9 protein-coding genes and 2 pseudogenes are annotated in these 15,685 nt (G+C 59.9%); 4 read left to right on the plus strand and 7 right to left on the minus strand.

Annotated features, from left to right (window positions below; genetic code table 11):
- The first annotated feature begins 207 nt into the window (after nt 1–207).
- Complete coding sequence (locus tag DQW50_RS17005) at nt 208–720, plus strand: TspO/MBR family protein (RefSeq protein WP_112080450.1); 513 nt, start codon at nt 208–210, stop codon at nt 718–720.
- 68 nt (nt 721–788) lie between these two features.
- Here DQW50_RS17005 and DQW50_RS18900 read toward each other — a convergent pair.
- From DQW50_RS18900 to DQW50_RS17020, 3 genes and pseudogenes are all read right to left on the minus strand, one after another.
- A pseudogene (locus DQW50_RS18900) lies at nt 789–975 on the minus strand (copper transporter); the annotation flags it as partial.
- A 184-nt stretch (nt 976–1,159) separates the two neighbouring features.
- The gene (locus tag DQW50_RS17015) at nt 1,160–1,525 is read right to left on the minus strand and encodes a hypothetical protein (RefSeq protein WP_112080451.1); all 366 of its coding nucleotides are present in this window, start codon (nt 1,523–1,525) and stop codon (nt 1,160–1,162) included.
- A gap of 62 nt (nt 1,526–1,587) precedes the next feature.
- Nucleotides 1,588–5,037: a GAF domain-containing protein gene (locus DQW50_RS17020; protein WP_112080452.1), complete on the minus strand. Its 3,450-nt coding sequence runs from the start codon at nt 5,035–5,037 to the stop codon at nt 1,588–1,590.
- Nucleotides 5,038–5,113: 76 nt separating this feature from the next.
- Between DQW50_RS17020 and DQW50_RS17990 the strand changes: the two genes are divergently transcribed.
- The 3 genes and pseudogenes from DQW50_RS17990 (at nt 5,114) to DQW50_RS18750 (ending at nt 8,523) form a co-directional block, all read left to right on the plus strand.
- The gene (locus DQW50_RS17990) at nt 5,114–5,590 is read left to right on the plus strand and encodes a HalOD1 output domain-containing protein (RefSeq protein ID WP_157964896.1); all 477 of its coding nucleotides are present in this window, start codon (nt 5,114–5,116) and stop codon (nt 5,588–5,590) included.
- 89 nt (nt 5,591–5,679) lie between these two features.
- Nucleotides 5,680–6,720, plus strand: a pseudogene (locus DQW50_RS18745) (ATP-binding protein); the annotation flags it as partial.
- Entirely contained in the window at nt 6,709–8,523 is a 1,815-nt protein-coding gene (locus tag DQW50_RS18750; RefSeq protein ID WP_343125691.1) for a PAS domain-containing sensor histidine kinase, read from the plus strand. The pseudogene DQW50_RS18745 and the gene DQW50_RS18750, both read left to right, overlap by 12 nt.
- A 118-nt stretch (nt 8,524–8,641) precedes the next feature.
- On the opposite strand, the gene DQW50_RS17035 is transcribed toward DQW50_RS18750, so the two are convergent.
- From DQW50_RS17035 to DQW50_RS17050, 4 genes are all read right to left on the minus strand, one after another.
- Nucleotides 8,642–10,792 (minus strand): SLC13 family permease, encoded by a 2,151-nt coding sequence (locus DQW50_RS17035; protein ID WP_112080455.1) that lies wholly within the window; start codon nt 10,790–10,792, stop codon nt 8,642–8,644.
- 732 nt (nt 10,793–11,524) lie between these two features.
- Nucleotides 11,525–14,194, minus strand: coding sequence for a cation-transporting P-type ATPase (locus DQW50_RS17040; RefSeq protein WP_198664715.1), 2,670 nt, complete (start codon nt 14,192–14,194; stop codon nt 11,525–11,527).
- Nucleotides 14,195–14,350: 156 nt separating this feature from the next.
- The gene (locus tag DQW50_RS17045) at nt 14,351–14,734 is read right to left on the minus strand and encodes a hypothetical protein (RefSeq protein WP_112080457.1); all 384 of its coding nucleotides are present in this window, start codon (nt 14,732–14,734) and stop codon (nt 14,351–14,353) included.
- Between the two features lie 188 nt (nt 14,735–14,922).
- Nucleotides 14,923–15,432, minus strand: coding sequence for a fasciclin domain-containing protein (locus DQW50_RS17050; protein WP_112080458.1), 510 nt, complete (start codon nt 15,430–15,432; stop codon nt 14,923–14,925).
- Nucleotides 15,433–15,685: the final 253 nt, after the last annotated feature.

Genomic DNA, 15,685 nt, shown 5'->3' on the forward strand with positions numbered 1-15,685 from the left:
CCGTGGAACTCAGGCTTCAGAAACAGCTAGCCGAGGATGCTTTGTGAGGTACTGAAGATGCGTCAGCACGTGGCTCACCGATACCGAGCGATTCGTGAGTCCCCTGGATTGACCGCAATCGGAGCAGAAAATATCACTTGCTGAGGATTTCAACAGAGCCGGCCTGTTGCACATACGTATTTGCGGGCGGGACCTGAATCAGACAGTATGCCCTCTTTCAGAGCTAAGACCAGCCAGTTCGCTCGTACTCGCCCGCTTCTCGCGCTTGCAGTTGCCATCCTAACCGTCGAGATCGTCGGCGCTTCTGGTGCCATCTTTACCGCTCAAGGGCTCAGCGAGTGGTATGGAACGCTCCAGCGTCCTGAACTCGCGCCACCGAGCTGGGTGTTCGGCCCCGTGTGGACGATCCTGTTCGCACTCATCGGAATCGCACTGTGGCTGGTCTGGCGACAGGCCGATTCGTCGCCCCAGGCCGTCCGTCTGGCAGGCAGCGTGTTTGCTCTCCACTTTGCGTTCAATCTGGGCTGGTCAGCCGTCTTTTTCGGAAGGCAAGCGATCGGCCTCGGTCTGGCTGTCATCCTCGTCCTCTGGACCCTCATCGTGGCAACGATGTGGGCCTTCAACAGAGTTGATCGACGTGCGTCCCTCCTACTCGTTCCATACTTCCTGTGGGTCTCCTTTGCCACGTATCTCAACTATCAGTTTTGGGTGTTGAATTAGTCTTCACGACACTCCGTCTCCAAGTTCGGATTTCCGTTGACAATGGGTATGTTGTCCCTCGAGATATGCTAGTCCGCGGGACGAGGACTTGCTGATGAAGAGACGCCGGGGAGTGATGGGAGGTCCGGATCGACACGCCGGAGGAACTGCGCGTTGGTGAACTCGGACTGGAGCGAGCACACCCGCCGCGAGCGGGATGGCGAAGACGCTGTAGCCGGTAGCCCAGACGATGTGTTCCCGTATCTTCCGGTAGCTCCCCAGCTCAGCTCCACCGGGAATCGAAAGCCCGCCCGGAACGGCGACCGTGTGGATCCGCACGCCCGGCAGGTACCGAGCAAAGTCGGCGGTGAGCAAAGTCGGCGGTGAGCAAAGTCGAAGACTGTGCGATCCCGGAGGGCGAGCGTAGCGAAGCCCTCGCGGTTCGAATCCGCCCCGGGGTCTACGATCGGTTCCGGTCGTGAAAAAAGAGTGTACCGTAGACGATCACGACGGCGGCGAGGCTGCCACCAACGATGGCTTCGAGTGTGAGTACGCTTCGCCCGATGTGGACGTATCTGAGTGCGAGAAACACGAGTAACGCTATGCCGAACGCCGCGTACGCAGTCAGAGCTCGGCGAATGCCGAGACTCAATTCGTCTCCGCGGATCCACAGCCCAACCGACACGGCAACTCCCACGAGCAACCCGACAGGGAGACCGACGATCGCCGAAAACTCTATATTCAAGAGTTCGATGATCGAGACGGAGACGAGGAGAAACGACGTGACACCCGCACCGATCGTAGTGAGCAGTTTTCTTGCGTTCATGACCCGATCCTTCACGAGAAGTAGTAATAAATCCGACTAATCGACCGTTCGTCGTCCCGTCTCTACTCCAACAAAGCCGAAAGGAGATTGTATTCAGCTGCCCGAAGTTGCTTCGCGAACCCCGGCTGTGAGATACCCAACGATTCCGCGATCTCACCTCCCGTTCGTTTCCGCGTTTGATCGAAATATCCGCTGAAGTACGCGGCTTGTAGCGTGCCCTGCTGCTTATCGGTGAGGTGCTCCTCGAGTAGCCAGCGACACGCCGTCGACGTTCCCCCCGTGTTGTTGTGGTGGGCGACGAGTTCGGCGTGAGAATACGGTTCGTTGAGGTGTCGAACGAACGTTTCGATGTCTCGGTCGTGTGGAATCAACACCCGTAGCTCACAGGAGCCTTCGTCGAAAGTCACGGTCCGGAGATGCGCCCCTAATCGTTCGATTTGCGTTCCGACACACTCGCCCAACGTTATCGCTTCGAAGCGCAACGCTGGAGTATCAGCGACCAGTTCGACGTGTTCGATCGACGGGACGGAATCAGCCACCGCCATCACGTCCTCCGGGTCCGCATCTGACACGGTGAAATGAACGAGAAACCGGTTCTCGTTTCGTGTACTGATGCTTTCGAGGTGGATCGACGTGTCCAGACGCGATGCCATTTCGACGAACACGTCGTCCGCTCCGTCGAGTACGAACCGTAGCTCGACCATTTCATCGGCGAGACGCGCGTGTCGCTGTGTGATCGAATTCAGCACGTAACCGATCAACTCTCCCAGTTCCGTGAGCACCGACACCGTCGACTCATCGAACACCCGTGGACGGGTGCTGTAAATCGTGAGAACTCCGTACAGAACGTCCCCGTATATCAACGGCACACCGATCACTGACCGGAACCCGTAGAGCAACGCTGAATTCCGCCAGTCGTCTCGATACGGACGTGTTGCGAGGTTTGCTTCAACGATCGGCGCCCGTTTTCGGATCGCCTGTACTGTAGGAAGCGTGTTCTCCGAGTGTGTCTCGAGTGAAACCGATCGCAGATACTGATCGATAGGGCCACTCGTCGCGATGCTGGCCACCTCGTCCGTCGCGACGTTTGGCTCGCCGATCCAGACGGCTTCGAAGTGAGCGTGGTCGGCAAGCGAGTCACAGATGATCTGTTTGACCGTCTCGTGTGACCCCGCCTGTACGATGGCTTTGATTATCGACCGGATCTGCTCGTTCAATTGCTCGACCCGTTGGAGTCGTTGTGCCTGCCGCTGTGATTCCCGTTCCCGTTGCTGGAGCAGTCGTGTCCGTTCAGCACGCTGTAATGCCGCCTTCGCGGTCGACGCGAGGATCGTGGTGATGTCACGTGTGAAATCACTGAACGCATCGATCTCGGTATCGTCGACGACCAACACGCCGTATTCGCCGAGTGGCTGAGCGTACTCGCTCCGGATCGGCGTGTCGACGCGGGACACGTGGTCGGCGGTTCGCACGTCAGCGTAGTGGACCGGTTGCTGGCGGGCGAACACGTCCCATACGGTACTGTCGCCGGGGGAAACGCGCGGCATACCGTCGAGGAGTCGCCCGATCTCCTCGGAGACGGCAGTTGGAACGAGCTCTTCGCGCTCTTCGTCGTACAAGTACACCGTCACGCCGGTCGCATCGAGGACGCTCGTGGCCGTGTCAACGACGGTATGGGCGATCTCGGCGTCCGTTTCATCCGTCAACAAGTCACGAGCGGCCGTATTCACGTCCTCCAGTGCGTTCTCGTACCGTTTCCGGGACGTTATATCACGGACCGCGCCTCGGACCCTCCGGACGCCGTCTTTCGTTATCCGCTCGCCGTGTTCGTGGATCCATCGTTCGTCGCCCTGTGGCGTAACGATCCGCGCTTCGATCTCGTACGGTTTCCCCGTTCGCCGACATCGCTCGAACGCGTGAATGAGCGAATCACGGTCGTCGGGATGGTAGTATTCGAACGACTCTTCGAGGTCGTCGTGGTCGTCCGAAAATCCGAAGAGGCGACGTACGCCGTCGGTTCTCCGGATCGACTCGGTCTCACAGTTGTACAGCCATCCGCCGGACTGTGCCAACCGTTCAGTCTGTTGGAGATGTTCCCGTTCACGACGGAGTTCCCGCTCACGGTTCCTGCGCTCGGTGATGTCCTGGATCGCCCCACATACCCTCCGGATCTCGCCGTCCACCCTGACCGGTTCTCCCGTCGCTCGCACCCAGCGCTCCCGATCGGTCGCGGTGAGTATCCGGAGTTCCACCTCGTACGACTCCCCCGTTTCGGCACATCGATCCAGGACGCGTTCCATCGTCCCTCGATCGTCCGGATGGACGACCTCGAGGAGTGAACGCGGGTCCGTTCGAAACTCGTCGGGAGCGACCCCCGTTATCCGTTCGAAGTTCGAACTCGCGTACACGACCTCGTCGAAATCAGCGGTTGCCATCCACAGCGTTACGTCGACGTGATCTGCGAGGACGCGGAAGGGGGACTCCCGTGATCGGTCGGCGCTCCCGTCGTCCTGGAAACTGGCGGGCCACTCGGACCCCGTGCCGTCCCCCTCGGACACGTGGGGTGTACTGGGGAACTCGTCCAGGAAGTCCTGGACGGCGTTCGCGATGGCGCGTAACGGGCTCTCGACCGACAGTTCGTTCGTCGCGTAGAACACGAATACGGCGTCTACGGACTCGCCATCGTGTACTGGCACACCGAACGCCGTTTTGAGGGGTGTTTCCTCGACAGCGACGGTACGGACGTATTCTCGAGCGGGGACGGCCGAGATGTCCGAGATCCATTCTTCGGACGCCGTGGCCCAGACGCGACCGGGTAACCCCTCGTCCGGCCGAAACGATATCGAACCCGACATCCTCGCGAACTCCGTGAACTGCGGAGTATCCGGACACGACGCCTCCAGAACCAGCGATCCGTGACCGTCGTCCAGCCGCCACACTTCGGCGTAGTCCCACCCGGTCGACTCGCAAACGCGTTGGATCGTGTGTCGAAACGCTTCCGCTCTCGTCTCGACGTGTACGAGATCACCACAGATCTCGGACAGGAGGCGGATCGCTCCACTGACCCCGTCGCGTCCCGTCGAGTCCGGGCGAGTCGTCGTCGCATCCCGTATACAACTCACTATTGGTCCGTACTCGATCGGGCCGTCCCCGCGTCGCGGGACGTATCCGGTGACGTTCGCCGCAACTGCTTCGCTTGCGACGCGTTCGCTACCCGAATCCGGCCAGAGCACGAACGGTATCGTCGGACGCTCCACCCGGACCCGTTCCAGGAGTTCGATCCCGTTCGCATCGGGTAGCTCGTACGTGCTCACGACACAGTCGACGGGCTCCGTCGACAACCGACCGAGCGCGTCCTCGGCGGTCCCCACCGTGACGACGTCGTCGAACTCCCGTTCGAGTTCGACGGCGTGTCGTTCAACGGCGGAGGACGTGTCCACGAGCAGAACGACGGTCGTCTCGCGGCCCTCCGGCGAGTCACGTGTGCCTTCCGACCCATCGGAGTTATTCATATTACTACTATTGAATATGACAGTTATAAAAACAACTACGGATTTTTTGTTCCTGTCGATCCTGTCTCGTTACAAGATGGCTACAGAGTCGTTCGACCATCAAAACGGCGACGGAACCCGTCTCGAGGAACCGGACCGTCCACTATCCGAGAAGGAACTATCGATCACCGATGACGCGGACGACGGAACCACTGATGACGCGGACGACGGAACCACCGATGACGCGGACGACGGAACCACCGATGACGCGGACGACGGAACCTACCTCGTGAAAGACGACGCGGACCCGCCTCGCTCGCTTACGGTGACGATCGTCCGGGCGATCGCCACGCTCACCGAGTCCGACCCGGCCAGCCACGGACCGTTGACGGAGTGGATCGATCCGGACTCTCTCGAAGAACTGTTCGCCAAGCACCCTCAGACTTCCGGTTCACCGACCGTTCTCGTTCGCGTACGCAGGGTATCACGTTACGGTCGAATCACCGACCGAGGTGACGATAACGCCGTGAACTCGACGCACACAACGGCGGACGTGGCGAGATCACATGACTGATAGTACAGTAACGACACGAACGGCCAGAGAAGAACTGTACGAGATCGTCCGAAAGGAGATCCCCCTTCGAACGGAAAGCCCGTGAAGCGCTCCAACTCGGAGAGCGGTATCTCGAGGCGGACAACGGACATCTCACACGGATCGATCAGGAAACCGATCACTGGGAGGCGATCGTCAGTACCGACACACCGGACGGTACGTTTCCACCGGGCTTAGAGCTCGATCTGGGAACGACGTATTGCCGTCACACGATCGAAGAGAACTCCCCGATCGCACTCACCGACGCGCCGAACCAGGGGTGGGCCGACGATCCGGCGTTCGAAGCCCACGGCTTACACTGCTATCACGGCACCCCACTGATAGTCGACGGCGAACCCTACGGGACGGTGTGTTTCGTCGCCGAGGATCCACGAGAACGGTTCAGCGACGGCGAAATGTTGTTTGCCGAACTCATCGCCCAACTGCTCGAACGCGAACTCGAACAACGCCAGCACGAAGCCGACCTCACCAGACAGACGAACCGTTCCCTCGTCCTCAATCGGGTGCTTCGACACAACCTCCGAAACAACATGTCCGTCATCCGTGGGTTCACCCAACTGATGGCTGACGAATTACAGGATTCACCGTACAGTGAGCTGGTGCTCAATAACGTCGACAAGTTGCTTGATTTGAGCGAGAAGGCCCGCGAGTTGGACCAGATCGCCGCCACAGACTCCGAGCGCAAACCAGCCAACATCCCGGAGCTCGTTCGGAGCGTTGTCGAGACCGTCACATGGGACTATCCGGACGCATCAGTCACCATCGAATCCGACGACGACGTTACTGCCGCCGTGCTGCCGAGTTTCGAACGAGCGCTGGAGGAGTTGATCGAAAACGCTGCCAAGCATAGCGGTCCGACCCCAAGCATCGTCGTTTCGGTCGAAACCGTCCCGAACGCTGTCGAGATCCGGATCTCCGACGACGGTCCGGGGATGCCCAGCCACGAAGCGGACGTGCTCGAAACGGGAACCGAGACGCCGTTGACCCACGGGAGCGGGCTCGGCCTCTGGCTGTGTCACTGGATCGCCACCAGCCACGGTGGCTCTATCGAGGCCACAGTCACGGACGAGGGAACGACGATGGCGTTCACCATCCCACGAAAGACCGATTCGGTACTCGATCGAGAACTCACACAGCTCACGCGAGCCCGCGACCAGTACCGGGCAGCCTTCGAAGAGGCTAACGACGCGATACTCATCCTCAACGACGAGGCGCAGATCATCGATGCGAATCCGGAAGCGGGCGATCTCTTGGGACTGGAACAGCGGACGTTGCTTGGCCAGTCCTTCCAAGGATTTCTGCTGGACACCTTCGATTTCGACCGCGCATGGAACGAGTTACAGGACGCTGGAAGCCACCGGGACTACCTGACGATCGTTGGGTGTGACGGTATCGAACGAGAGGTAGAATACTCTGCCACCGCTAACATCGCGCCAAACCAACATCTCGTTGTCGCTCGAGATATCACCGAACGCATAGAGCGGAAACGGACCCTCGAAGAGACGACACGGCGACTGCAAGCAGTCATCGACGCCTCCCCGGATGCGATCCTCGCCGTCGATGCGGAGGGAACGATCCAGTTGTGGAACGAGGCCGCCGAAGACGTGTTCGGCTACGAGACGGAGGCGGTGATCGGTGAACGGATTCAGTCGCTCGAGTTATATACAGAGGGGCAATCGACCGAGTTCGAACGGAAGTTCGAACGTTCGCTCGCCGGAGAGTCGTTTAGCGAGCTCAAATTAGAACGGCGGACGAGAGACGGCGATCCGTTGTATCTCAGTATGTCGACCGCACCGATCGTCGACGACTCCGGGACGATCACGGGTGTGATGGCGGTCGCGAAAAACGTCCACACGTTTCGGGAAGTAGTGGAGAACACTGGAAGCGCGATCTACTGGACGGACACCGACGGAACGATCGAATACGTCAACCCGGCCTTCGAAGCCCAGACTGGCTATACTGCGGACGAGGCGATCGGAGAGAACGCATGTATCCTCCAGTCCGGCGTCTACGGCGAGGCGTTCTATGAGAGGCTCTGGGAAACCATTCTAAACGGCGACGTGTGGGAAGGCCAGATCATCAACGAACGCAAGGACGGGACCCGCTATACCGTGAAACAGACGATCTCGCCCGTGACGAACGAGGCCGGTGAGATCGTCCGCTTCGTGGCCGTCAACGAGGATATTACTGACCTCCGTGAGGCCCAAACCCAACTCGAAGAGCAGCGCGACAACCTCGAAACGCTGAGTGAGGTCGTCCGCCACGACATCCGCAACGACCTCCAACTCGTACGGGCGTCTGCGGAGTTAGCTGTAGAACACGTCGATGAGGAGGGGCGAGAGTATCTGGAGACCGTCCAAGAGAGCACGGCGAGCGCGGTGGGACTGCTACGGACGGCACGGAAGTTGGCTGAGCTGTTGCTTCAAACCGACGTTGAGACGCGACCGATCGTGCTCGCCCGACCGCTCGAACAACAGATCGATGAACTACGGTCGCTGTATCCGGACGCTGAGATCGCCGTTGAGGGATCGCTTCCGCGAGTACGGGTGGTCGGAAACGAGTTGCTGGGGTCGGTGTTTCGGAACCTGTTACAGAACGCGATCCAACACAACGACAAGGAGGTCCCGAGCATAACCGTCACGACAACGACAGCAGAAGATCTGGTCGAGATACGGATCGCGGATAACGGCCCGGGAGTACCCGACACACAGAAAGGGATGATCTTCGGAAAAGACGAGGGGCGTCTCGAAAGCGAGGGGGCAGGGATCGGGTTGTATCTGGTGCGGTCGCTTGTGGAAAGTTACGACGGCGACGTGTGGGTCGAAGACAACGAGCCCGAAGGCGCCGTGTTCGTCGTTCACCTCCCGGTCGCCGGGTCGGTGACCCACGACTGACGTGTGGAATACCCGGTGGACAACGGTCTGATCTCCTGTCGGGAGGTCGGGCGTAACCACCTAGCAGATGCGGCTTTGAGCGGCGCGGTATCGCTACTAGTTCTCCACGCTCACCGGGTTATACTCCCCAAAAGAATACGATTCCGACTGTCGTGACGACAGTCAAGATCAATTGTAATGGCGCACCGACGCGTGCGAAATCCGTGAATTTGTACCCGCCAGGTCCGTAGACCATCAGGTTCGTCTGGTAGCCGACGGGGGTCAGGAGCGGTGTGCTTGCCGCGAAGGTCACGGCCATTGCGAACGCGAAGGGGTTGGCGCCGAGTTGGCTCGCAACCTCGACCCCGATCGGCAACAGCAACACGACGCTGGCGGAGTTGCTGACCATTTCCGTGATGACCGCGGTCCCAAGGTAGAACAGTCCCAAGACCGCGATCACGGGCAGGAGGACGCCTGCGGAGACGACGAGGTCGGCGATGAGGTCCGCCGTGCCAGAGGCCTCGACTGCGATACCGAGCGGGATGACGCCCGCAACCATGAAGATCACCTCCCAGTCGATAGCCTCGTATGCGTCCTCGGGTGTGAGGATGCCGGTGAAGAACATCGCCGCGACGCCCGTCAGTGCACTCACCATGAGCGTGAGGACGTCAAGTGCCGCGAGTCCGAGGGAACCGGCGAGGATCCCCAGCGCGATGGGGATCTTCGATCGGTCGAAATCCTCCCATCTGCCCTCGCCCGCGATGGCGACGTTCTTGTCCCTCGCTATACGATCGATCACTTGGTCGGGCGCTTTGACGAGGATGACGTCGCCTGCCTGTAACCGTACCTCCCGGAGGCGCTGGCGGATCACCTCGTCGCCGCGCCGGATCGCCAGCACTGTCACGTCGTAGTCGCTTTCGAAGTCTGCGACAGCGCTACGTCGACTCGACCAAGCCCCGGGCAATAACACGACTTCGGTGAGTTCGATCTCCCCGTCGCCGTCCTCCTCAGCCGTCTCTTCACCGTCCTCCTCGGCCTCCTCGTCACCGTCCTCCTCGGCCGTCTCGTCACCGTCCTCCTCGGCCGTCTCGTCACCGTCCTCCTCGGCCGTCTCGTCACCGTCCTCCTCGGCCGTCTCGTCACCGTCCTCCTCGGCCGTCTCGTCACCGTCCTCCTCCGTGTCTTCGTTAGACGCCTCATCCTGAGCGAGCGAGTCGCTTCGCTCCGCGTCCAACGACCCCCAACCGTGACGCCGTGGGGAGAAGCCGGGCGGGAGTGGCACATCGTCCTCTGTGGCTGCCTCCATGACCTCCGGTAACAGCTGGAGGTGGTCGTGCTCGATGACCTCCTGAAGGGTTTCCTGGTCGGCCCTGACGGAGAGGACGTCGCCGGCCTGGATCCGTTCCGAGCCGAGTCCGCGGGCGAGCGTCCGGTTGCCACGGACGATCTGGAACACGTCGAGGTCGAGATCCTCCTCGCTCAGTTCCCCGACCCGCGAACCGACGAGCGGTGAGTCCTCCATGACGACTACGTCGGTGAGGTAGTCGGTCATTCCGAACGCGTCGGTGGGTGATTCTGCCGGCTTGATCCGTTCCGGAGTGAGGTACCGACCGACGGTGAGCAGGTACACGATCCCCACAAGCAAGACGATGGCGCCCAGGTGCGTGAACTCGAGCAGCGAGAACGGCTGTGCGTCGGGACCGCCCACCTGGACCCACACCTCGCTCGCCAGGAGGTTCGTTATCGTCCCGACGACGGTGAGCATACCGCCGAGCATCGAGGCGAACGACAGTGGTATCAGGAGCTTCGAGGGCGACGTCTTCGTTTGCCGAGCGAGGTTCATTATCGCTGGTATCAACACGGCGACGACCGAGACGTTGCTGACGACCCCGCCCGGCGGCCCGGAGAGCGTGACCGTGGCGAGCAACTGCCGGAACTCGTTATCCCCGGCGAACGCGATCAGTTTCCGCGTGAGGATCTGGATAACGCCGGTCCGTCGGACGCCTTCACTTAGGACGAACATCGCAAGTACGGTGAGCGTCGCGGGGTTCGAGAACCCCGAGACGCCCTGTTCCGGTGACACTCCGGTCCACTCGCCGAGGAGGACGAGTGCGACCATGAGGCCGACCGCGGTGGCGTCGATCGGAACCGGTTGGGTAACGAAGAGGACGAAGACGATGGCGATGATCGCCAGTACGACGACCACGTCGAGCGAGACCGGAAGCTGTACGGGGAGTTGCTGTAGGGGAGAACTATTGTTCCATAGGAAAAGCGAATAGAGTGGACTCATATCTTCACCCGTCACTGGGAATACCTCGACTGACCACATAGGAGTTGTGTACATAATTACGGAAGTGCGAGGAGAAAGCCCCGTGCTTCAGGGCGGGGATGAATCCGACAAACCCTCTACAACCGACATTATCAAGTAGCCCGGGTCGTACCTGACGGTAAGACAACTCGCGTACACTTTCAATCGGAAGACACGGGGTCGCTTCCCGCTGACACGGACGGTTCCACGCCCACCACCGGAAAACCCGGTGGGGAGTACGTGGTTGAGATTCGTTCGCCGTCCTCACAGTACCCCTACCCGTCACTGGAGACGGTCGGCAACGACCGCGCAAACGAGGGGGCGACAGCATACCAAAACACGCCCCGTTCGCGGTTACACTCCGCCTTCGTCGGCGGAGTACGGTTGATGGCACGACCCGTGTCCGCCCACGTTCCAACCGTGGGTGGTTGCCCGTTATTCGGACGCCTCGGTTCAGGCGGTATCGGGTACGGCACAAGCGGATACCGCGTCCCTCTCGGACGCCGAATATGCCATACCCTCGCTTGAGGGCCGACGTGTAGCGCACGAACCCAGTACTCACCACGCGGGGTGAGGAAGTTGCCTTCGGGGGCTGACGGAACGGCCCGACGCCCCACGAAGGAATCCTCGCGCTTCAGCGCGGGGAGGATGTCAAGGCTCCGGAGAGCGACAGCAGTCGTTGTAGTCCACCGAAAATGTTGGTTTCGATCATCGTCACGAATCGGATGCCTCGGAGTGCCGTCGGAATTCGCGCTCTATCTGTCCGAGCACGAGAGGTAATAGACTCATCCCGAACACGAGCAGCCACCCCTCGAACCCGATAGGAGTAGTGCCCAGTGCCAGGGAGATGCCGGGCAGGTAGACCGCGCCGAAGAGGATCACCGATGATAGCCCCAGTGCTCCCCACACGTACAGGTTTTCCGTGACTTCATTCCTGACGAGACCGGACGTGATATCCCGGACGTTAAACACGTGCCAGAGCTGGGCGAAGGCCAGTGTGAGGAACGAAATCGTAACGGCCTCATCGGTGTCCATACCGCCGGCGTACATCCCACCGCCGATTACGAATGCACCGATGACCGTAGCTGAAATCAGTATTCCAAACAGCCCCAGTTCGGTCCAGTTGGTTCGCGTCATAATCGGTTCCTCTGGATCCCGAGGTGGGCGGTCCATGATGTCGTTGCTGCCGCCACAGGCTCCGAGCGCGAACGCCGGGAAGATGTCGGTCACGACGTTGAGGAAGAGAATTTGCAGGGGGAGCAACGGGAGTGGGAAGCCGAGGAGCGCGGCGATCAGAATGACGAGCAGTTCGCTGACGTTACACGACATGAGATACAAGACGAACTTCCTGATGTTACTGAAGATGATTCGCCCCTCTCTGACGGCGTGATAGATGCTCTCGAAGTTGTCGTCCTGTAGAATCATATCCGACGCTTCCTGGGCGACTTGCGTCCCTCGCTGACCCATCGCTACGCCGATGTCGGCTCGCTTGAGTGCCGGCGCGTCATTGACGCCGTCGCCAGTCATCGCGACGATGGAACCTGCTGCCTGGTGAACATCGATCAAATCGAGCTTATTTGCGGGATTGACTCGCGCGAAGACGGGGGCGTTCACGAACCGGTCCCGCTCCTCCTGGGTGAGGTTTTCGACGTCGTCGAGTTCACGGCCCTCGATTACCTCGGTGTCGGCCGAGTCTGCCAGTCCAACGCTCCGGGCGATATTTTTCGCTGTTCCCGCGTGATCGCCGGTCACCATGACAACTCGCATCCCCGCGTCCTGACACCGCTGGATAGTCGATCTGACTTCTTCGCGCGGCGGATCGATCAACCCAACGAGCCCGATAAGGGACAGATCCTGGTACGGCGACCCCTCCGTACGATCCACGTTTTTCCGGGCGAGTCCGAGAACGCGTAACCCGTCCTCGGCCATTCGCTCGCTCTTTTCGATCCACTCGTCCTTCTCGGCCGCCGATAGCTCCCGGGAGTCCTCTCCCGTCACCACCCGAGAAGCCGAGTCGACGACTTCTTCCGGAGCTCCCTTTACCGCTACCGTGTACCGTCCGTCGGAGTCGTGGTACGTTGCCATCATCTTGACGGCCGGATCGAACGACACCTCCCGGGCTTCCGGTAGCGATTCGAGGAGGTCGTCCCGGTCGAGCCCTCCCTTCACCCCGGCGATCAGGAGGGCGACTTCCATCGGATCGCCCGTCACGTTCACCTCGTCGTCTTCCTCGGTTACGGAGGCGTTGTTACAGAGGACACCCACTTTGAGTGCCTCCTGCATGGCGGGGTCCTGTGGCTCGTCTTGCTCTTGGCCACCGTGCTGAAACGTCCCATCGGTGTCGAGTCCAGTCCCCGTGACCTCCACCGAGCCATTCGCCAGCTCGTAGGCGGCCACAGTCATCTTGTTCTCCGTTAACGTTCCCGTTTTATCAGTACAGATGACGGTTGTGGAGCCGAGTGTCTCGACGGAAGCCAGATTGCTGATGAGCGCGTTGCGGTCCGCCATCCGCCACATCCCTCTCGCCAACACGAGTGTGGCGACGATGGGGAGCCCTTCCGGCACTGTCGCAACCGCCAGCGCGATGGCCGTTTCGACCATCAAGAAGAGATCCTGCCCCCTGAGCCATCCGGACACGAGGACGATAGCCGCCACCACGAGGAGTAATGGAACGAGCTTCTGTCCGAGGTCGTCGAGCTTCTCCTGGAGTGGCGTTTTCTTCTCACCTGTCTCTTGGAGCGATGCCGATATCTGCCCCAGTTCCGTGTCCGGTCCCGTGGCGACAACGACCGCTTCAGCGGTCCCTCGCGTCAGGTACGTCCCCTTGTAGAGCATGTTCTCCCGCTCGGCAAGGGGCACGTCCTCATCGAGAGGCTCGCTCGTCTTCCCGACGGGAACGGATTCGCCGGTGAGAGCCGACTCGTCTACCTGGAGTCTGGACGGATCTATCACCCGCAGGTCGGCCGGAACGATATCACCTGCATCGAGAATGACGATATCTCCCGGAACCAGATCTTCTGCCGAAATTTCTTGATCGCCACCGGCTCGACGGACCCTGGTTTCGATTTCCGTCATCTCTTGCAGGCTCTCCATCGAGCGGATGGCTCGCATCTCGGTGACGAAGCCGATAGCGCCGTTGATGACGAGCACAGCGAGAACCGCGGTTCCTTCGATAACGTCACCCATCACGAACGCCGCCACGGCCGCGACTGCGAGCAGAAGGACGATGACACTCGTAAATTGGCTTATCAGAACCGCTAGCCAACGTCGCTGTTCGACTTCGTGCAGCTCGTTGGGACCGAACCGTTCCCGTCTGCGCTCGACTTCCTCTTCGGTCAGTCCCTCGTCTTTGGATACCCCGCGTTGTTCAAGAACGTCGCTCACCGACCGTGACCACGGTGACTGACTCCCGCTCCTATCTTGCACCATTACTCAGTGAGATCCCCTGATTTCCCGTCACAGAACTACTTCGGACTTGAACCGTTGTGTGATTATGGAAGATACAAGGCTAAAATCTCGCCCTTCAGGGCGGGGAGGATATCAAGCGGTGTCAGTCTCACCCATTGACGGGAGGGGCGTGACCCGAAACACGTAGTCTTCGTAGGCGAGATCCAGGTTTGTCGGGCTCTCGTCGTCAGTATGCTCTTGACATAAGACGGCCGTTGCTTCGACTGCGCCGTGACCTGTCTCTTCCTGATACCGTTCGAGAACTTTGAACGTCGCTGGCTTGTCGCAACCGCGACGGTGGCACCGGCGAGACGAGTCAGGGCTGTCACTATCTTCGCGTCGAGTCTCACCGGGCACATCTGCTGTATCGTCAGATGGTTCAACTTCTTCGGCACGGACACGCGCTTCGGTAATCTCTCGCTGGCGTTGTTCTTCGCTAGAGGCTTGCTGTTCTCGGTCGTTTTTCGTATCTGCCATCCTTCTTGTTAGGTGACCGGACGGCATAATTCTATGGCTCTCTCCCGCCTATACACAGTATACAGACAGCTCATTCCCCGTGTCCATGAACTGTCATCGCTGCATGGGGTTCTGAGAGGAATGTACTGCCGAACACAGTGCGTACATCTCGCACAGTCGGGGTGGGGATTCGAAACTGTCAAATCAAACTATTCCGGTGAAAGCACTCCGTCGATGACATGGATGATCCCGTTGGAGGCCTCAATGTCGATATTGACGATTTCGGCCTGACCGTCGTTCAGGACGGTCCCATCGACACCGACGGTTTCGTCGTTCAACATCTCGATTCGTGGAGCGTTGACGACAGAATTAGCGGACCGACGCCCGCTTGTCACGTGGTACAGGAGGATCTCCTCCAAATCATCGAGTTCCAGTAGATCCGCTACTTCGACATCCAGTTCTTCGGCTAACTCTTCGAACGCCTCATCGGTCGGCGCGAACACGGTCAGCTGTCTGTTGCCGCTCAACGTATCAACGAGCTCCGCCTCCCCAACCGCCTCGACGAGTATGTCGAAGTCATCGGCTTCTGCTGCTACATCGACAATCGTCTCACCGTCACGCGGCGGGCCGCCCCTCGCTCCCGCAGTCCCGACACCGCCGAGGGCCAAAACCGTGCCTGTACCGAGCTTTATGAATTTCCGCCGCTGAATGTCTGTCATTTTATCACTACACCCACAGAGTTACATCGCGAGGATATTAGTATGAACCTCTTACCAACGATTAATGGCTTACCTGAATTGAGGCGCTAAGGCCCCTTCCTCAACGAACGAGCGAAGCGAGTGAGTAGGGAGGGGATACAGCGTTCACAAGAGCGAAGCTCTTATCGGCGGACGAGACGCAGAGCGTCTCGTCAACGCCGCACGGTTCTCAAACACGTTCGACGCTCGGTCCACAGGCCCACGCAATCGAAAC

The organism is Halorubrum sp. 48-1-W (genome assembly GCF_003287355.1).
Taxonomy (GTDB): domain Archaea; phylum Halobacteriota; class Halobacteria; order Halobacteriales; family Haloferacaceae; genus Halorubrum.